The organism is Candidatus Eremiobacterota bacterium, from assembly GCA_031082125.1.
In the GTDB taxonomy this organism is placed as follows: Bacteria; Vulcanimicrobiota; CADAWZ01; order CADAWZ01; family Ess09-12; genus Ess09-12.
In genome coordinates this window covers 263,217-282,469 of the sequence record JAVHLM010000002.1, presented here as the reverse complement: position 1 = coordinate 282,469, position 19,253 = coordinate 263,217, and the positions used below count along the sequence as shown (strand labels likewise).

Genomic DNA, 19,253 nt, shown 5'->3' with positions numbered 1-19,253 from the left:
GAGTCGCTGTTCCCCTCCATCAGTCCTCCGCGAGAGCCTTTCCCCTGATGGCCCTTCCTTTCAGTAAAGATACATGTTGACAATTTTCCATCCGTCAGAGCGCTGGTCAAAGACAAGCTCTCCTATCCGGAGTCTCACGAAAAAGTATTTCCCCTCCTCCATGACCTCGAGCCTCTCGGTGGCTATGATGGGTACTACGCTCGTGACCTTGACGAACTTTCCCCTTTTCTGGAAGGTCAGATCGCTCATGTTGAGGGGAAGCATCTTGAAATCCTTGTGCTCTATTATTTCCTTCGTGGCGCTCTTAAAGGCCTCCCTCACTTCCTGGGCCGGCCCTTTTCCCTTCTTCTCGTAATCGGTGGCTGATGCTTCGATGGACTCCTTTTCAAGCTCCATTATCTTGTCGAGGTTCTTCTCGGAATAGGCATTATAGAGGGCCGTGATGACGGTGATAATCTTCTCCCTGTCTTCCTTCAGCACATCCTGGTGCTCGGGAGATTCAGTCTTCCCCGGCTTTTTGACCGCAGCAGGTGAAGCCGTGGGAGAAGGGGTGGGCTTTGCGCTCACCTTGGCCGAGGGGGAAGGGGAAGGTTTTGCACTTACAGTGGCCGCGGGTGTGGGAGCTGCCGCCGCGACGGGAGAAGTGCCGGAAGGCTTCTTTGCAACCGGCACCTTTTTCCCTTTGACAAACATCTTGTCGCGGGAGTAATAGAAAGACGCGAGTCCATGCATCTCGGGTGTGGGGCACTTGATCACGTAGCTCTTCTGGAGGGGAAGGGACTGATAGAGATAGGGCCTGGCTGAGACGGGGCAGCAGACCTCCTTTTTCGCAAAGCCCCCTTTCACCTTTTTCACGTACTCCAGGAACCGGGGGCTTGAGAACTCCTCTTTCGTGGGGAAATTTCCCCTGTGATCGTTGGCCCAGAGCTCTATTGCCTGCACCAGAGTGTTCATGTGGGTGGAGCAGTTGGTGAGTCCTTTCTCATCATCACTGGCCCAGGCGCAGCCTCCCGCCAGGGCTGCGCACAGCACCAGGATTGCGATGATGCAGAGAATACGGTTTCGCATATATTTCCTCCTTTTTATGGCCCCTCTAAAGGGAAGGGCACCCCTCCGGCAGCGAAAAGCTCTCGCCTGCCCTTGGACTGTAGCCAAGGGAAAACTGCCATGCCGTCATCAGCTTCTTTCCCTCAGGCTTCACCTCTCCCAGTTTCACTACCCCTTTTCCCGTCGCCACAAGGGGTCCTTCATTCTTCCTCACCTCGAGTATCTCCCCCGGCCGTGCCGTCCCCCCATGACTGACAGGAGCCATTGACAGAGGAGCCACCTTGAGCAGCTTCCCGCGGAACAGAGTTTGAGCCGAGGGTCTCGGCCAGAGGGACCTTGTGAAATTGACCAGGTTCTCTGCCGGAAGCGACCAGTCTATGAAGGTGTCCTCCTTTTCTATCAGAGCGGTGCAGCAGACCCCTTCATCGGTCTGGCGGCACCGCGGTGCCTTTCCCTCGCTGATCAGTTCAAGGGCTTCCCCGAGCACTCCTGTGGCAAAATGGGAAAGCTTCTCCCTGAGGGAGCCTCTTGTATCATCAGGCCCGATTGGATACTGTTTCTGTACAATTATATCTCCCGTGTCACATCCCTCGTCCATGTAAAAGATCGTGACGCCCGTTATCGTGTCACCGGACCTCAGGGCGGCCTCGATGGGTGTGGCGCCACGGTATCGGGGAAGAAGGGAAGGATGGACATTTATGCATCCCAGGCGAGGGCAGACGAGCACCCTCTGCCTGAGGATCTTGCCATAGGCGCAGACCACCACAAGATCCGGCGCCAGATCCTTCAAAGTCTCCAGAAATCCCGGATCCTTCAGTTTCTCCGGCTTGAGGAGGGGAATCCCGCGGGAATGAGCGTATTCCGCCACTTCCGTCCCGCTCTCCTGGTGACCCCGGCCCTTCTTCCTGTCGGGCTGCGTCACCACAGCCACCACCTCATGGGGTCCTTCCGAGAGCATGCGCAGCGCCGGAATGGAAAAATCCTCGGAGCCGAAAAACAAGACTTTCATGGTGAACCACAGTCTCCTCGGGAGAGGGCCGCTCCCCTTACCGGTGCCGGAGTGGGCGTCAAGGATTCTCCTGCTCTTCCTCCGGGGGAGGGCATTTCCTCACGTTGGTAGCCATGTCTATAAAGAGCCTGCCCTGAAGGTGGTCGATCTCATGCTGAAGCACACGGGCAAGAAGTCCCCGCCCCGTGATTTCAAAGGGCTTGAACTTTTCATCGTACGCCTTCACCGTCACTTCGGTGGCCCGGTCCACCTCGCCGAGCATATCCGGCATGCTCAGGCAGGCCTCGGTGCACACCTCGCTCCCTTCCTTCTTCAATATCCTTGGATTGATGAGCTTGATAAGGCCCTCGCCTATGTCTATCACAATGAGCTTCTTCAGCACGCCCACCTGGTTTGCCGCAAGGCCAATCCCTCTGTTCTGGTACATCGTATCGACCATGTCATTGAGGAGCTGGATAATGTAGGCGTCAAGCTTTTCCACGTCCTTGGCCTTCCTGCGCAGCACCTGCTCACCGAGAAACCTTATCGGCCTGAGCGCCATTGCCATTCAACTTCCTTTCGTGAATATAAGCTGCGATGTTTTACTTTGGCTTCACCACGGGCTTGACCTGCTGCTGCCCCGCAGGGGTTTCCTCTTTCTTGGGAAGGGGATCGTGCTTGATCTCCAGCTTGGGAAATACATTGAGCCTGCTCTTGTTCATCCAGGTGAAATCCACCTTTGAAATGTCGCCGGGCCGCATGTTTCCGATGGGCTTGATCTGCGTGTCAAAATCCTTGCCGTAGCCGTCCTGTATATGGAGCGTGACAATGACGTTGTTGACCGTATCCTCCCCGGTGTTCTTCAGGGTGGCATTCCACCAGCAGTTCCAGGTCCTCGTGTCGGCAAATCCGCCTAAATCTCCGACCTGCTTGATAGGCGATTCCTCTTCCTTGCCTTTCTGCGTCGTGGCGGATGTGGTGGCTGCAGCACTCTGGCCCGTTTTCGCTCCGGGCTCCGCCGTTGAGCTTGCCGTGGAGGTCTTGGGGCCCTGGTCCACCGACTGGCCGGGGCCGGCGCCGGTTGCAGCTGCCGTGGTAGCCTTGGGGCCGCTCGTGTCAAGTCCCTGTGACGTGGCGTCGGAACCGGGGCCCTTGTCTATGGTGGCATAGGTACCGCCCACGGTGTTGTCTGCCTCGGAGGCCTCGGCGTTCCCCTTCAGCACCGCAAGGTTGTGCTCCTTCTCAAAATCCTTGGCCGAAATACCCTGGGGCACCACCACATCAACGATGCCCGTGTCATTGTTGCTTACGACACCCAATCCGATATTTCTCGCGAAGGTGGCGAGCTCGACATAATTCTCCCCTCTCGTCATCATCACGTTGACGCTGAACTTGTTGTCGCCATAAGCAAAAGTGGCACGCCCCCCGCTTATCGTCACGCCGCCCGTCGCACCGGGCGTTGAGTTTATCGTGATCACCCCGTCATCGCCCTGCGAGCAGCTGTATTTGAGGGCATCAAGGAGCGGGGAGAGGGGAACGAAGAATCTCCCGCCCGTGAGCTGAAAGGGTGCCTGGAGCTCCCTGTTCCTCACGTAAATGGTCCACTCCTGATCATATACCGGATCCGCCGCCATCACCAGGGGTGATAGCAGGGCTATGAGCACGATGACACAGCCTGCATATAACAAGATCTTTTTCATGGTATGAGCCTCCCCTTCAGAATATCTCGCAATTTCCAGAATATTCAATACATGCCCCAAAATTCCTCTGTCCCTCTCTATGATACCTCTTTATGGCCCATTATGCAATGCCCTGCTAAAGGAACGACACGGGATCGACATCAAGAGTGACCCTTACCTCTTTCCTCGAGAAGCGCTCCCTTATCCCTCCTGCCAGGGCCACGATATCGGTGACAGCTCTTGTCTTGATGAGGATCTGAAAGCGGAACTCATTGCGAAGAAATGAAAGGGGGCAGGGAGCGGGGCCCATGATGATGTGGCCCTCCAGGGCGCCCCGGGAGAGCTCATCTTTGAAGGATCCCGCCACGGCCCCTGCGAGTCCCTCCTGGGGGCCCGAAAAGACAAGGCGCACCATGTGCATGAAGGGAGGGTAGCTGAGCTCCTGGCGGCTTCGCAGCTCCCACTCATAGAAGCACCTGTGATCGTGTCCCATGAGGGCTGCGAGTGCCGGATGATCGGGGTTGTAGGTCTGGATGACCACCTCGCCCCCCAGAACGCTGCGCGCGCTCCTTCCCGCCACCTGGAGAAGGAGCTGGTACGTGCGCTCACCTGACCGGAAATCAGGAAGGGAAAGGGCCACGTCGGCCATGAGAACTCCCGCGAGGGTTACCCGGGGAAAATCCAGGCCCTTGGCTATCATCTGGGTCCCCAGCAGGATATCGGCGTCACCGCGCCTGAAAAGATCATAGTAATAGTCATAGGCTCCCTTTTTTCTCGTGGTGTCCCTGTCCATCCTTATGATGCGGGCCTGGGGAAAAAGATGGGCAAGCTCGCTCTCGGCCCGCTGGGTTCCCCCTCCGCGGGAGGAGAGGCCAGGGCCCTTGCAATGGGGGCAGGCCTCGGGGACCCCGTGCTCGTAAAGGCAGTAATGGCATCTCATCAGCATGGGATCGCGGTGGATTCTCAGCGCGATGTCGCAGTGGGGACAGGAGATGATATGGCCGCACTCAGTGCAGTAGAGATAATTATAAAGCCCCCTCCTGTTGATGAGAAGAATCGCCTGTTCCCCCCTCTTGAGGACATCTCTTATCTTCCTTGTGAGGTAGGGGCTGAAAAGCCTTCCCCCGGGACGGTTGTAATACTTCCTGAGATCAACGATCTTCATTGAAGGGAAGCTGGTCCCCGGAATGCGTTCAGGGAGCTCAGCCAGGGTGTAGGCACCCTGCCGGGCCCTGTAGTAGCTTTCGAGGGAAGGCGAGGCGCTCCCGAGAAGAAGGACCGCCCTGTTGTGGAGGGCCCTTTTCACGGCCACATGGCGGGCATGATAGCGGGGATCGGCTTCTGACTTGTAAGAAGTCTCATGCTCTTCGTCAAGTATCAGGAGGCCCAGGTCCTCAAGGGGGGCAAAGACTGCGCCCCGGGCGCCTAGAACCACCCGGGCCTCGCCCTCCATGATGCGCCGCCACTCATCGTGGCGCTCACCTGCCGAGAGCCCCGAGTGGAGAAGGGCCACCATAGCACCGAACCTTCCCCTGAACCGGTCCAGTGCCTGGGGAGTGAGGGCGATTTCCGAGACAAGGACAAGGGCTGTTCTTCCCTGGCTGAGACAGTGGGCAATTGCCTGCAGATAGACCTCGGTTTTCCCGCTTCCCGTGACGCCATGAAGAAGCATGACAGAGCCTTCCCCATTTTTCATCAGGAGTACCGCCTTATCATAAGCCTCCTGCTGCTGGCTGGTGAGCTGAAAGGGTGAAGTGGGATCGAATGAGCGGGTGATGCCGGGGATTCTGTTGATCCTTTCCTCTCTTATCTCCACAAGGTCTTTTTTCTGAAGATCCCTCAAAACCTGCAGGGACACTCCCAGTTCCGCCGCCGGGAGGGGAGAGCCCCGGGCTGAGAGCTTATCGAGGGCCTCTCTCTGCCGCGGAGCTTTTGCCGGGAATTTCTCCGGATAACCCGCCGGAAGGGGAGCTTTCAACACCACAAGCTTCCTGAATTTTTCGTTTTCTCTCACCCTGGCCTGGCGGATGACCATGGAAGGCGGCAGGCTTGCCCTGAGGGCCTCAAGGAAGGTGCACCCGTAATAACGGCACATCCACTGGGCAAGCTCTATGAGCTCCCGGCGCCATGGCGAGGCGGTACGGAGCACTGCATCAATATCCTTGATCTCTATCCCCTTTTCCAGGGTCCCCCCTGTGGCGGCGAACTCAACGACAAACCCGGCTCTCATTTTATTTCCGAAAGGGATCCTCACTATGGAGCCAATCTCAAGCATGTCCCGAAAGGGTGGGGGAACATGGTAGGTAAAGAGCCTGTCAAGCCCCTTTACATTGAGATCCACGACGATTTGGGCAAAAGATTTGTCACTCATAGGTCCTGTCCTGAAGAGAGGAGGGTACTTCACGATACACAGGGATCCGCCCGGATATTCCTGGCAGGGGGCTCACCGCACCCTTATCTTTTTAAGCTCTGCCATGATGAGCTCCGAGGATTTCTTGTCCTTGCAGAGGCTGAAGGCCGTCTCAAGCTCCCTGAATGCCTCCTCGTTGCGGTTGAGAAGGCGGTATGCCCCGCCGAGATCAAAGTAGTAATTCCAGTTCCTGTTGTTTATCGCGATGGCTCTCGTGAACTCCTCCCGTGCGCTCTCCGGGTCCTTGAGCTTCAGGAAAAGGCCTCCGATAAGCCAGTGATAGTGATCGGCCTGCGAGTGATTGAGTTCCTTCGCAGAGCGGAGCACCTCGACAGCATCTGAGAACTTTCCGGCCCTGGTGAGGACCATGGTGAGCAGCTCGTAGACATCAAACCTGTCAGGCGAGAGATCAATGGATCTCCTGAAAGCCCTTATAGCGAGCTCAATGTCGCCCCGGGCGAGGTAAAGGTTCCCCAGGTCCGCCATGATATCGGCATTGTTGGGCTCAAGGTTGAGAGCCTCCGAGATATAGTGCAGCGAGTTCTTGAAGTCCTTGAGGCCCAGGAATATGATCCCCAGGTAATGGGAGACCCTGGCATTCTGCGGGGTGAGCTTGTATGCCGTAAGGAGCACTTCCTTTGCAAGGTTGAGATCGCCCTTATCCAGGTAAGCCTTGCCAAGATCGACATAGGCTTTCCCCATCACGATGTTGTATTCCGCGCCTCGGGCGCCCGGCATGAGCTCAATCGCTTTCCTGAATGCCTCGATTGCGGCGTCAACCTTCTCCTGGCGGGAATAGGCCTTGGCCATGTAGATATGGAAGAGGTAATTGGTGGGCTGGAGCTCAAGGGCCTTCTGGTACTCGAAGATGGCCATGTTCATCAGGCCCTGGGAGAAATAGACCTTCCCCATGAGGGCATGGATCATGGGATCCTTCCTGTCCATCTCCTGGGCCTTTTTCAGCATCTTTATGGCCTCGTCGAGACGGCCCTCCTCTTCGAGCATCACGCCAAGCGCCTTGTAGTAATCGACGTTCCGACTGTCAAGGGTGACGGCCTTCCTGAGCTCCTGGATGGCCATATCATTCCTGTTCTGGCAGTAGTAGGCCATTCCAAGATCCTCATGATACTCGGGGTTGCAGGGATCGAGACTCACGGCCTTCTGGTATTCCAGGATGCTGAGCTGGTTGAAGTCCTTCTTCAGATAGAGTCTTCCCAGCTTGTTGTGAAGGTCGGCAGTCCCCGGCGAGAGGTTCACTGTTTTCTCAAAGTGATCGAGGGCCTCATCAAACTTGTTGAGATGAAGATAGAGCTCACCGAGCTGCTGGTGGATCTTCAGATCGTTGGGGTGGTGGGTGACGACGGCCTCAAGCTCCTTGACGGCCATCTGGGGCTGGTGGTGCTTCAGGTAGAGATCGGCAAGCCTGGTCCTGGCCTCGGCATTTCCCTGGTCGATGGAGACAGCCCGGAAGAGCGACTGGAAGGCGAGCTCCTCCCTGTTCTGCATCTCGTAGAGGCCGCCAAGCTGGGCATGAATGCCGGCATCGGCAGGGTTGAGGGAGAGGGCCATGGTATAGACCTTCTCGGCATTGCCATAGCGACGGCGCTTCGTATAAAGGTTTCCCAGCCACGTGTAAGCCTGCTGGTTGCCGGGGTCGAGCTTCACGACCCACTCGAACTCCCTTATGGCGTCATCAACCTGCTCGAGGCCCGCATAGATGAAGCCGAGCTGGCGGTGAGCCTCAATATTCTCGGGGTCAATGTTCTGGGCCACTCTGTATTCCTGGATGGCCTGGGGAAGGGCACCCTGCTGGGAATAGAGGAAAGCGAGCTGGCAGCGCACCGCCGCGTCTGAGGGATTGAGCTTGATGGCCTTAATGTACTCGTTGATGGCAAGATCCTTCCGATCCTGCTTCCGGTAAATATCGGCCAGGTAAAGATAGGGCTGGGGGTTGTCTGGCTGAAGATGGGAGAATTCCCTGAAAGCCTCGAAAGCCTTTTCAAACTCCCCCCTTTCCAGATAGACCCTTGCAATGTTGAAGCGCGCCTCGGCCATGTCGGGATCGCGGGCAAGAGCCTGCTGGAACTCGAAGAGAGCCCTCTCAAGCTGGCCCTCCTCAAAGTAGATGACCCCCTGGTCATTGTGATGGATCGCCTCGCGGGCAGCGACAAAGTAGCTGGGGGCGAGAAGGCTCCCGCAGTCCACACAGTACTTCTTGTCTCCCGTGTTCTCAAGGCCGCACTTGGCGCATACCACGGCGGCAGGCGTGGGTGCCACCTCCATTTCAGTGGCATGGGAGCGGACAGCGGCATCGCGCCTGAGCTTGTCCATGAAGGCCTGGTAGCGATCCTGCTCGGCTTCCTCCTTGGCCTCCATCATCCATTGAGGACTCGCAAGGGGAGTTGTTCCTGCAACCGGCTGGAATTTCTGCCCGGGCGGCGCTTCGGCGGGTGGAGGTGTTTGGGCCGGTATGTCCGCGGGGTGAAAGGCCCTGCCATCGGCCTCCTCGGGCGGGATCAGATGATGAGGAAGCTCGGGAACAGGCCCCTCGTCCTCTTCCTCCTCTCCCTGGGGAGTGGCCAGGTGCTCCATTTCCCGTGGCGGCTGGTAATGGACGTGGGGCACAGAGTCACTCTGAGGGGGAGAAAAGGGCCATTCAACCTTGGGAGGCGGCCCCTGGACAGGCTCCGGCGCCAGCGCTTCAGGGCGAGGCTCTTCCTTCTGCTTCTCCCTTGAGCGGATGTAGCGCGAAAGCTCGGCTGTCAGCTCGGAGACGTCACCATAACGGTCGTCGGGGAGCTTGCGGAGGCACTTCAGGATAAGGCTCTCCAGGAGGGGCGGCACCGAGGGGTTCCGCTTGACAGGCGAGAGGGGAAGCGCCTGGAGATGCTTCTGGATCATGTCCGAGGGGTTGGTAGCCTCAAAGGGAAGCGCGTTAGTGAGCATCTCGTAGAATACCACGCCGAGCGAGTAGATATCGGCACGGTGATCGGCAGGCTCACCGCGGGCCTGCTCAGGGGAGAAATAGGCTATCGTCCCCATTACGGCGCCCATCTCGGTGATTGAATGGCGGTCCTCGAGGACGGCAAGGCCGAAGTCCATGACCTTGGCATTCCCCTCGGTGGTCACCATGATGTTTTCCGGCTTGATGTCACGGTGCACAATCTTCAGGCTGTGGGCATACTCGATGGCCTGGCATATCTGCTTGAAAAGGCGCGTCATGTCGTCTATGTCGATCTGCCCGACACTCTCGCGCTCCTCGATGAGATCGCGCAGCCCCTTCCCCGACACGTACTCCATGACAATGTGGTAGATGCCCTCTTCCTCGCCGATGTCATAGATCTTGACAATCCTGGGGTGATCAAGGCGCGCCGAGACTCGGGCCTCACGGAGAAAACGCTTGATGGCTTTTTTCTGTGAAAGCTTCTTGGGGGGAAGTACCTTGATGGCGACAGGCCTCTCCAGGGCAGGATCCTCTCCCCTGTAGACAATACCCATGCCGCCGCGGCCGAGTTCTTCTATTACCTTGTATCTTCCTATAAATACCGTTCCAAGCATCAGGAGAGTTCCTTACAGGGGGAATATAGAGATTTTACACCCCTTTTCGGCCGCTGTCAATAAGGGGGAAGGGCCTGACCTGAAAAAGAAAAAGATCTCTCTTAAGAGATCCCTGGGTCCTGGTCACAAGCTGTCATCAGACCTGCTCAATGACTTCGCCTTCCCATGTGATGTACACAGGGAAATTGACGCCGTGATCGGAGGTTGATGATATCTTCACATCGCGATCCTGCCCCATGCGGTCAAAGATCACGAGGGTGCCCTGGCGCGATATGGTCACGTCTTCATCCATCCCTTTCCTGTCCACGTAAATCTCATTGCCGCTCCGCTTGATCCTCACATCGGCATCTTGTCCTTCCTTGTGGACCTCTATATCGTCGCCGTTTCTCTTTATGATGACCGCGGGCACGTCGCTTTTCCTGTCTATGATGATGGAATCCTGCTCACAACGGATCATGACATCCTTGTCGGTTCCAGGATAGTCAATAAAGGTGGTGCCTGTCTGCACCGAAAGCTTGTCCTCCCTTGCATTCCACCCTACCAGCATCAGAGGCCCCTTGGAAAATGAAGGTCCGTAAACGCTGCCGAGATTATCCATAATTTTTCCCCCCTTTTTTTACCCTTCTATTGTAAACCATACTGACAATAAAATCAAGCATTTTCAGGATTTTACCGTAAGGCCCGGCGGGAGTGACTCGCCGAAGACCATACTCTGGTCAGCAGTCCTGTCTTCCACGACCTCCAGGAGCGGCGCAATTAGTTCTTCATCGCATCCCGAGGCCCGAAGCCTCTTTACCGCCGCCATCCTCAGCGGCTCATCGATATCGCGGGCCCTGTCGCCCGTGAGGCGGGCAATCCTTGAAAGGGCAAAGGCTCCCTGGGAGCCCTGCCATGGGAGGGAGACAAGGGTCTCCACCCAGGGGGATACGGTCTCAGGCGCAAGGACCTTGTCAGCACCTGAAGCAAAGGGGATCCGGGAGCCTATCCGCGCAATCATCCAGTACCAGTCGGCGGCTTCGGGATGGCTTTTCAGGTGGGCCTGGACATAGTCGCCCAGCATGGAGCGGCCATGTCCTGAAATTTTTTCAATACATGAGGCCGTCCTCATCATTTCGAGAAATTCAATGCGCACGGGAGCAGGGCCGGGAAATGTCCTGATGTGCTTTCTCCCCGGGAAAAGGTAAGGGCTCACCCTGTCAAAGATCTGCTCCTGAGCTTTCTCATCAAGACCGCCTGCACAGCGGCGCCAGAAAATCCACCATTCAAGGCGGCACTGAGGATCGCGGTGGTGCTGGAGCCAGTGGGGAAAAAGAGACCACACCTTTTCCATTCTCCACTCGTCAAGAGGGTAGCCGAATCCCGGGCGAAGCGCAAAGCCTGCAACATTGAACCAGCTCGCCTCGGCGGTGGGAGTGCTCCTCCTTCTTCCCGCCACCTGGAGGGCGGCATCCCCGATTTCCCTGGAAAAGGCCATGGGCCAGAGCTCGCGCTTCCCGTGCGTCATCTCTTCAAGAGCCGAGAGAAGGCCGCGGGGCTTCACCTCCTGCGATCCTTTCTTCTGAAATGCCGCTGCCACAAGTTCCTTGGCATCCCTTGCTATGGATGGCGCCAGGGATGGCGGCTCTTCACCTTTCTCTGCGGCGGCGGCAGGGCCCGCCGCGAGGGCAAATTGAAGCTTCCACTGCTCAGCCTCGGAGACGCACCAGAGCTCAAGGGTGCCGATTTCGGTGATCCAGGCCCTGAGATGGACAGGGACCTCGCCTTCAGTGCCTTCATGGGACAGGACGGTGTAGAGGGGAGGGAGCTTTTCAAGCTCGTCGGGATCGATGAGATGCAGCTCTCCCGGGAGATCTTCATCCCTGCGCGTTGAGGAAAACAGGGCAAAGCTCACGGGGCGGCCCAGCAGCAGGGAGAACTCATGCCCCCTGATCTCCTGTACCTCCTCCGTGAGGAGATCCTTCGGGACAAGGCAGAGTACCTGTGTGCCGGGGGGAGGAAGCCCGCGGCCTCTGTCGGCCACCTCGACGCCGACATAGTACGAGCGCGGCGTGCCGCCGCCGATGCGCACCCCTTCGCCTGTGCGCACCAGCCCGAAATAGGCGGCGCCCCTTGACACGGCATGCTCGGGAAACCGGTTGGGAAGGATCCTGAGGGGATTACCGGGGCCTCGCCATTTCTCCAGAATATTGACGATCCGCTCCTGGAGCGCAACGGGAGAGAGGGCTCCCCCGTTGAAGAGCACCGCGTCGGGAAATTCACTGCCGGGGAGATGGTGCCGAAGGAACTCCGAGAGGTGCCTTGTGATGGCAGGGTCATTGGCGTAGGGAAGGCCCCACTCCTTGAGGCCCGCTCCCCTTGAAGAGATTACAGGCTCACCGTAGAGGACATCGGGAAGAAAGCCCTCCATCAGAAGGCTCACCACCTCATCCCTTGTGATGAGTGCAGAAGAGGCCCCTCCCACGAGCCGGCTTCCCCGCCCTGTGATGGTGAGGGAAAACTCGGGCGGCGGGTTCTCCATGAAGGCCTTTTCCTTGGCGCTCCTGCATTGCTGGCAGAGCATGGACCACCCTGCGCTGTCAAGCTTCCTTTCGCCATGAAAGACTTTCTTCTCCATATGGCGGGCCAGGGCAAGATCCATGTTGTCGCCGCCCAGAAGAAGATGCTCACCTACGGCGACTCTCCTGAGGGAGAGGTCGTCGGTGCCATGCTCCACCCTGATCAGGGTGAAATCGCTTGTGCCCCCTCCCACGTCACAGACCAGGATGACTGAGAGCCCCTTGAGGCTCCTCCTCCATGAGGCTTCATGGGAATAAAGCCAGGAATAAAAGGCTGCCTGAGGCTCTTCCAGCAGGATGATTCTTGAGAGTCCGCAGGTCCGTGCTGCCTCCACTGTAAGCTCCCGCGCCGCTTCGTCAAAAGAGGCGGGGACGGTGATGACCAGCTCCTGCTGCTCCATGCGGGCTCCGTCATCATGAGATGCCATGTCGTGATTCCAGGCCTCCTTCAGGTGACAGAGAAAGCATCGCGTGGCATCAAGAGGCGAGATGGTGCGCTCTCCCTCCGGTGAGCCCCAGGGGAGCAGGGGGGCCCTGCGGTCCACTTTGGCATGGCAAAGCCACGACTTCGCCGATGAGACCACGCGGCCGGCCACTAGTGCTGAACGGGCGCGGGCGAACTCCCCGATGACATGATCACGCTCGCTGTCCCAGGGGAGGCCAAGCTGCTCCCGGGGGACTTCAAACTCGCGGGGAAAGTAAAGAAAGGAGGGGAGGAGCAGCCTCGAGGCCACCTCGCCCTCGGCCACGACCTGAGGGATCTCCAGGAACTGGATGGGGCGCCTCTTCGCCCGCGAGTTCCTGTCGATATAGGCCACCGATGAGTTGGTGGTGCCCAGGTCAATCCCTATGGAATAGCGTGATGAAGCCTCCATGTGAGCCCTTCCGCTTCTTTAAAGTCACTCGTCCTTTTCCCTCACGTCGAACTCCAGCTTCCAGCGCCGCCCGTCTTCACCCTCGACACACCAGAGCTCAAGGGTTCCCACCTCGGTGACATTGGCCCTGAGGGTCACAGGCACCACCCTGTGCTCGACACCCTCGGGGGGAAGCTCGACCCTGAGGGCGGGAAGCTCCTGGAGCTCGTCATCCCACTCTTCGACGAGGGTCCCGACGTTGTCCTCATTCCTCTGCGACGAGGAAAGGAACCTGAACTCCACGGGTTCTCCCACGACAAGACCGAATTCCCTGCCGGGAAGCTCCGCCTCTGTACCTTCCTCCATCCCCTGGGGAGCCACGCAGAGGGCCTTGAGGGGCGGTCTCATGCCGGGAACGGCAGGCATTGAGGTTTCAATGCCTATATAGTACGACCGTGCCGTGCCGCCTCTTATCCTTATCCCGCTCCCCTTCTTCACCATGCCGTAATAGGAGGCCCCCACCGCCACGGCGAGATCACGGTCAGTGCCTTCAAGCACTTTAATCTCCCCGGCACTCTCGTCGGATGCCCAGCTTTTGATCACTTTCACTATCCTCTCACAGATGAGGGGACTCTTGAGGACACCCCCGTTGAAGAGAATGGCCGTGGGAAGAACAAAGCCGTCATCATCTCTGCCGCGGGCCATGGAGCGCTGATGGACAGAGAGAAACTTTGCGATGTGCTTTGTCACGGCGGCATCGGCCTCATAGGGGAGGCCCAGTTCCGTGAGGCCTATCCTCGTCCCCCGCTCGGGGTGGTCATCGGAGGCAACCTGAGGAAAGAATCCTTCGATGAGCACCGTCTCGAGCTCGTCGCGGGTAAGATCGGCTTTCACAGAGCCGCCTATGAGCTTGCTTCCCCTTCCGGGAACTACGAGCTGGTGCTTCTTCATCTTCATGTCGCGGAGCATGTTTTCCTTGGCCGTGCGTGCACTCTGGCAGAGCGCCTTGAGCTGCCACGAATCGAGCTTTGTGCCGTCCTCCCTGAGGCGGTTGCTTACGGCCATTGCAAGGGCAAGATCCATGTTGTCGCCGCCCAGCAGGATATGGTCCCCTACGGCAATCCGCTCAAGCACCAGGTCACCTCCCTCTTCACTGACGGAGATAAGACTGAAGTCTGTGGTACCGCCGCCTATGTCGCAGACAAAGATCAGGTCGCCCACGGCAAGGAGCTTGCGCCATTTGTCTCCCATGGTGCTGAGCCACGCATAGAGAGCTGCCTGAGGCTCCTCCAGCAGGGTGCAGGTGAAGCCTGCCTCGGTGGCAGCCTTCACGGTGAGCTCCCTGGCGACGGCATCAAAGGACGCGGGGACAGTGAGCACAATCTCCTGGTCCTCAAAGGGGGACCCGCCAGAAATCTCGGGATGATGGTCCCAGGCCTCTTTCATGTGGGCAAGGTAACGCCTTGACACCTCGACAGGAGAGATTTTCTCCACCTCATCTGGGCTCTTCCAGGGAAGGATGGCATCCGTGCGATCCACGCCGCCATTACAGAGCCATGACTTGGCGGACGACACGAGGCGGTGGGGGACCTTGGCGCCCTGGTCGCGGGCAAATTCTCCCACGGCAAAGGCTCTCCCGCCGTCCCAGGGAAGGGCAAGGCTCCCCTCGGGGAGCTCATGGTCGCCAGGCAGGTAGGTGAAGGAGGGGAGGACGGGGCGGCTCTCCACTTCGCCGGCCTGCACCACCTGCGGGATGTCAAAAATCACGTGGCGCTGCTCCCCGGAGGGAACAGTGGTGTCTCCATAGGCCATGGCGCTGTTGGTAGTGCCAAGGTCTATTCCTATCACATATTTTGAATCTTTCATAGTACACCTCATTTCATAACAGAAAATGCAAATTTATCTTCGCTCCCGCTAGAGCTCTACCTCGGCAGGCTGGATTATTGACGAATCCTGGCCGGAGGGTGCGGCCGGAACCTTGGAAGAGGCAAGCTTCCACCCATGGTGGGCCAGCGTTCCCTTGAAAGGGGGCTCACCGCTCACATTCCCCACCAGGCGGATCGCCGAGGGATCAAAGCCTTTCTCCACGGTGAGAGGCGAGCCCTCCTCTTCGCTCCTCACAGGCTCTATGACAAGATACTCCTTGAGGATCTTCCGGCACCCCTGGTGTAAGGTGCGCGCCACGGCGCCCACCTGGGCATCGCCGATACCCTCCAGGTCTTCCTTGATGAAATCCACAAAGCGCGCTTCGCGCTGGAAAAGGTAAAGGACCCGTGCAGGGTCGCAGAGCTGCCCGCTTTTCAGTCTCTCAATTCCCTCGGCCAGCTCCCTGTCCCTGAGGACCTGGAAAAAAAGCTGCAAGGCCTTTATAAACCCACCCATAATGATCACTCCTTTCTTTCCCCGGGCGGGACCATAGTCAGGTGATAATTATAGAGAGGTCCCCCCAGGTTGTCAACTCCCAAAGAAAAATTCCGGTGCCACCGCCCTCGATGGGTCCTGGGATGATGCGGGGCAAGAGGACTCCTGGTACCCGGGAAGAATAGTCATGGAGGGAGGGCCTGCCGATGCAAAAATTTCCTCTCACGATACTGTGTTTTTCCCTGCTCTGCCTTCTCTGGGGGTGCGGGAAGGGGTCGGGACCGGCAAAAACTTCCATGATCGGCGCCGTCCTGAAATCATCGATGAATCCCTATTTCAGCGACATGGAGAAGGGGATCAGGGAGACGGCCGAAGCCCGCGGCATCAAGGCCACCATCCTGGTCCAGGACCGCCTCGATGCCGAGGAAAACGCCATGCTCATAGACAGGCTCCTGGACACCAGGATCGAGGGGATTCTCATTGTCCCCGAGGGGAAAAAACGATGCATGCCCCTTATACTGAAGGCCAACCGCCTCAAGATCCCCGTGATCCTCCTTGATACGGGCATCGATGAAAAGCTCGCGAAGGAGACGGGTGCCCAGGTTCTCTCGCTTATAACAAGCGACAACCTGAAGGGAGGCCGACACATAGGAGAATACCTCGCCGAAAAAATCAACCATGAAGGGTCCCTGCTGCTGCTGGAAGGGAAAAGCGACAGCTTCACGGGGAACCTGAGGCGCCAGGGCTTCAAGGAGGCCTTGCAGGGCTCCCCGAAAATCAGAATCATCACCGCGCCGCCGGCGTACTTCAACAGAACCAAGGCCTTTGAGATCGCCAGGGAGACCTTCCACTCCCACCCTGACATCAAGGGCGCTTTCGCCCTCAATGACCTCATGGCCCTGGGCGTCTCCGACGCAGCCAAGGTGGTCCTGAAGCAAAAAATACTCATTGCAGGGTTCGACGCTTCTGAGGAGGGGCTCAAGGCGGTGAAAGAAAGGCAGATAAACGCTACGGTCACCCAGAGCCCTTATGAGATGGGCGCTCTCGGCGTCGAAAATCTCCTGAAAGCCCTCCGGGGAGAGCAGGTGCCTCCCCGCATCATGACCAAAACCGAGCTTGTGACAGGGGAAAAATTCAAGCTCCCCTTTCAATAGGAGGCCCCATGAAGAAAAAAATGCCCGCCTTGTTCCTGAGTTTCCTGCTGATCCTTTCCCTGACCGGCACCCTTATGGCCGGCCAGGACTCTGAAGCCTCCCCGCAAGGGGCATCCATGCATGAAAGGCTTGGCGACTCCCTGTTCCGCCAGGGGAAGGCTGGCGAGGCGCTGCTGGAATGGGAAAAGGCCCTGCGTATAGACCCTGCCATGGCCCCGGTGTGGCTTAAGCTGGGAAACCTTTACTGGGAAAGGGGGCTGAGGGAAAAATCACTCTATTACCTTGAAGAAGAGGCGAAACTTTCCCCCGGGTATGCCCCGGGTCTCTTCATGGTGGGCCTTGCCCACTACTCCCTCGGCCATGGCCATGAGGCCACCAAATGGCTTTCTTCAGCGATTTTGAAGGCTCCCCGAAGCGGCAGCCTGCCCATTGAAGCCTCGGGAGGCCTGGAAGGCCCTTCACTGCCGGCAGCAAAGTCCGCCTTCCTGCTGGCTTCGCTTGCAGCAAGGGAGGGAGACCTCAAGAGAGCGGGCTTTCTCCTCTCCCGATCACTTTTCTCGCCACGGGAGCTTTTTCTTCCCGGAACCGGCGAAGCCCGCGCCGCTGCTTTCAGGAGCGCGATGGCAGGCAGTCCCTGCACTTCCTTCTTCGCAGCAGGAAAGGGAGAGCGGCAGGTCTTCACCGACACGGGACTGGAGCTTGTAAAAAACGATGAGCTCCGCGCCACAGTCATGGCCTGGGGAGAGGACGATGAAAGGCCATTTTACGAAAAAGCCCTCAATGAGGGCGGTGACTCCATTATTTCAGTGATCGAGGCCCTCTCATGGTGCTCCCTCTATCATGAGAGACAGGGCGACATCGGGAAAGCCAGGGAAATGGCCGGTGAGGCCCTTAAAAGGCAGCCCCTGAACGCTTTTCTGAATTTCAATGTGGGATACCTCCTCGCACGGGAGGGCTCGCTCACCGCGGCGCGCCCTTACTTTGAAAAAGCCCTTGGCCTGTGCCCCCCCCTGTCATCGTGGGGCCCCATGAACCTGCTGCGCTCCCGGTCTCTCCTTTTCCTCGGCCTCGGGGCAGAGAACCGCAGAGAGGCCCTCCGCCTTCTCCGGGAGAGCCTCGGCGGCGATCCCTCCCGGAGCTACGAAGCCTATCTCCCCCTTGCAGAGCTTCTCAGGGACGAAGACAGGGGTAATGCCCTCATTTATCTCTTCGAGTTCCTCCGCGCGAGCACCATCCCTACAGGGAAGGCTCTCGACGGCGCCCTTGCCGGCACCTGCCTGGTAAGAGTGTGGAAGGATGGTCGGTCCTCCCTCACCAGGACCGCCTCGTTCACTCTCAGGCAAGAGAGAGACCTTGTGACTCCTGAAGGATATTCCACAGGGATCATCATCCCCGGAGGCACTTCTGACCTTGCTCTCACCCCCGGGGGGGATATCAGCGGAATGGGAAAGGATGGAGCAAGAGTCACCGTGGGGACCCTCACGGTAGTCGAAGTCGATGAGATTGAAGCCCTCAGGCCCGTGGCGGGAACGGTGGGCACCTATCATGACATGCCCCGGGCGAGGAAAGTCCCTTCACCAGGGCTTCTTCCCTTTCACCTCAACAAGCCGGCGCTCCTCATAAGGAACGGGGAGCTCAGGGGATGGGCCCTGCTGAAAACCCTCGCCCCGTCAGCCCCAGGGCTCATGGAGGCTTTCAATGGAGGCCTGGCGGATAAGTGGACAGGTGCAGAGACCCTCGGGGAAAGCCCCACCACCGGCCCGGGGTGCTTCCCCCGTTATTATAAAGCCCGGGCAGCGCTTGCCAGAGGCGATTATGAAGGGGCGCGCAGAGAGCTCTCCTCGCTGATGGGGGGGGGAAACGAGATAGTGTGCTGCCTCTTTAGGCTCTTTGCCATCTCGGGCCAGGGATACCAGCGCGCATCCATCGCGAGGGAAGCCCTTGAAGAGGTCGGAAGGGGGCTTTCCGTGAAGCCTGCTCCGGCGGGGCTTCTCTTCCTCAGGGCATGGGCTCTTGAGAAATCAGGCGATGGTGCGGCGGCCCTCAAGGCTTATGAAGCCTTTCTTGAAAGCGCCAATGCCTCTGAGCGGGAGACCTTACCGCTCACCCTGAGGGCTCTCATCGCAGGGATAAGAGGAAAGCCTGATTTTGCCCTGATGGAAACCTTGATGCCGGGCCACCCAGGATATATTGAGGATCTCTACGCACGGAGCTTTTCACCGGGGACCGCGTACCCTCAGGGAAAAGACTTTGACATGCTGAATGCCACGGGAGCCGAGCGCATCATCTATGCCCACGGAAGACGCGGCGCCCTGCTGCTGAAAATGAAGGAGTATGAGAAGGCCATAGAAGCCTACAGAAAAGGAATTGCCCTCAGGAGCCTTGAAAATCCCGCCGCACCGGTCTTCATCTCCGGGGGCCTCATTATGGCCCTCTTCAATGCGGGAAGGCTCGATGAGGTGCGGAACGAGCTGGACCTGATGAGCAGCAACGGCTCATATCTCACCATTTCGCTTGCAAGGCTCTACACCATCCTTGGCGACGCCTTCAGAGAGAGAGGCGAGAAAGCCAAGGCAGGCGAGTGTTACACGATGGCAGGGAAAATCCTGGAGCACATGAAAGGGGACGGACTCCGATAGCACCGCCT

12 protein-coding genes are annotated in these 19,253 nt (G+C 58.2%); 2 read left to right on the top strand and 10 right to left on the bottom strand.

Annotated features, from left to right (window positions below; translation table 11 throughout):
- Window positions 1-60: 60 nt before the first annotated feature.
- From RDV48_03585 to RDV48_03540, 10 genes are all read right to left on the bottom strand, one after another.
- Window positions 61-1,068: a hypothetical protein gene (locus RDV48_03585; protein ID MDQ7821858.1), complete on the bottom strand. Its 1,008-nt coding sequence runs from the start codon at window positions 1,066-1,068 to the stop codon at window positions 61-63.
- Between the two features lie 25 nt (window positions 1,069-1,093).
- Window positions 1,094-2,056 carry a methionyl-tRNA formyltransferase gene (gene fmt / locus RDV48_03580; protein MDQ7821857.1) on the bottom strand — a complete coding sequence of 321 codons (963 nt, stop codon included), beginning with the start codon at window positions 2,054-2,056 and terminating at the stop codon, window positions 1,094-1,096.
- 58 nt (window positions 2,057-2,114) lie between these two features.
- Entirely contained in the window at window positions 2,115-2,597 is a 483-nt protein-coding gene (gene def, locus RDV48_03575) for a peptide deformylase (protein MDQ7821856.1), read from the bottom strand.
- 40 nt (window positions 2,598-2,637) lie between these two features.
- Window positions 2,638-3,735: a hypothetical protein gene (locus RDV48_03570; GenBank protein MDQ7821855.1), complete on the bottom strand. Its 1,098-nt coding sequence runs from the start codon at window positions 3,733-3,735 to the stop codon at window positions 2,638-2,640.
- Window positions 3,736-3,850: 115 nt separating this feature from the next.
- On the bottom strand, window positions 3,851-6,085 hold the full coding sequence (gene priA, locus RDV48_03565) for a primosomal protein N' (GenBank protein MDQ7821854.1): 2,235 nt from the start codon (window positions 6,083-6,085) through the stop codon (window positions 3,851-3,853).
- Window positions 6,086-6,157: 72 nt separating this feature from the next.
- Window positions 6,158-9,682: a tetratricopeptide repeat protein gene (locus RDV48_03560; protein ID MDQ7821853.1), complete on the bottom strand. Its 3,525-nt coding sequence runs from the start codon at window positions 9,680-9,682 to the stop codon at window positions 6,158-6,160.
- A 136-nt stretch (window positions 9,683-9,818) separates the two neighbouring features.
- Window positions 9,819-10,280 (bottom strand): hypothetical protein, encoded by a 462-nt coding sequence (locus RDV48_03555; protein ID MDQ7821852.1) that lies wholly within the window; start codon window positions 10,278-10,280, stop codon window positions 9,819-9,821.
- 63 nt (window positions 10,281-10,343) lie between these two features.
- Complete coding sequence (locus RDV48_03550; GenBank protein ID MDQ7821851.1) at window positions 10,344-13,112, bottom strand: Hsp70 family protein; 2,769 nt, start codon at window positions 13,110-13,112, stop codon at window positions 10,344-10,346.
- A 24-nt stretch (window positions 13,113-13,136) separates the two neighbouring features.
- On the bottom strand, window positions 13,137-14,957 hold the full coding sequence (locus RDV48_03545) for an Hsp70 family protein (GenBank protein ID MDQ7821850.1): 1,821 nt from the start codon (window positions 14,955-14,957) through the stop codon (window positions 13,137-13,139).
- Window positions 14,958-15,005: 48 nt separating this feature from the next.
- Complete coding sequence (locus RDV48_03540) at window positions 15,006-15,473, bottom strand: DUF2760 domain-containing protein (protein ID MDQ7821849.1); 468 nt, start codon at window positions 15,471-15,473, stop codon at window positions 15,006-15,008.
- A 185-nt stretch (window positions 15,474-15,658) separates the two neighbouring features.
- Between RDV48_03540 and RDV48_03535 the strand changes: the two genes are divergently transcribed.
- Both RDV48_03535 and RDV48_03530 read left to right on the top strand, forming a co-directional pair.
- Complete coding sequence (locus tag RDV48_03535; protein ID MDQ7821848.1) at window positions 15,659-16,606, top strand: sugar ABC transporter substrate-binding protein; 948 nt, start codon at window positions 15,659-15,661, stop codon at window positions 16,604-16,606.
- An 8-nt stretch (window positions 16,607-16,614) separates the two neighbouring features.
- Window positions 16,615-19,245, top strand: coding sequence for a tetratricopeptide repeat protein (locus RDV48_03530; protein ID MDQ7821847.1), 2,631 nt, complete (start codon window positions 16,615-16,617; stop codon window positions 19,243-19,245).
- The last annotated feature ends 8 nt before the right edge of the window (window positions 19,246-19,253 follow it).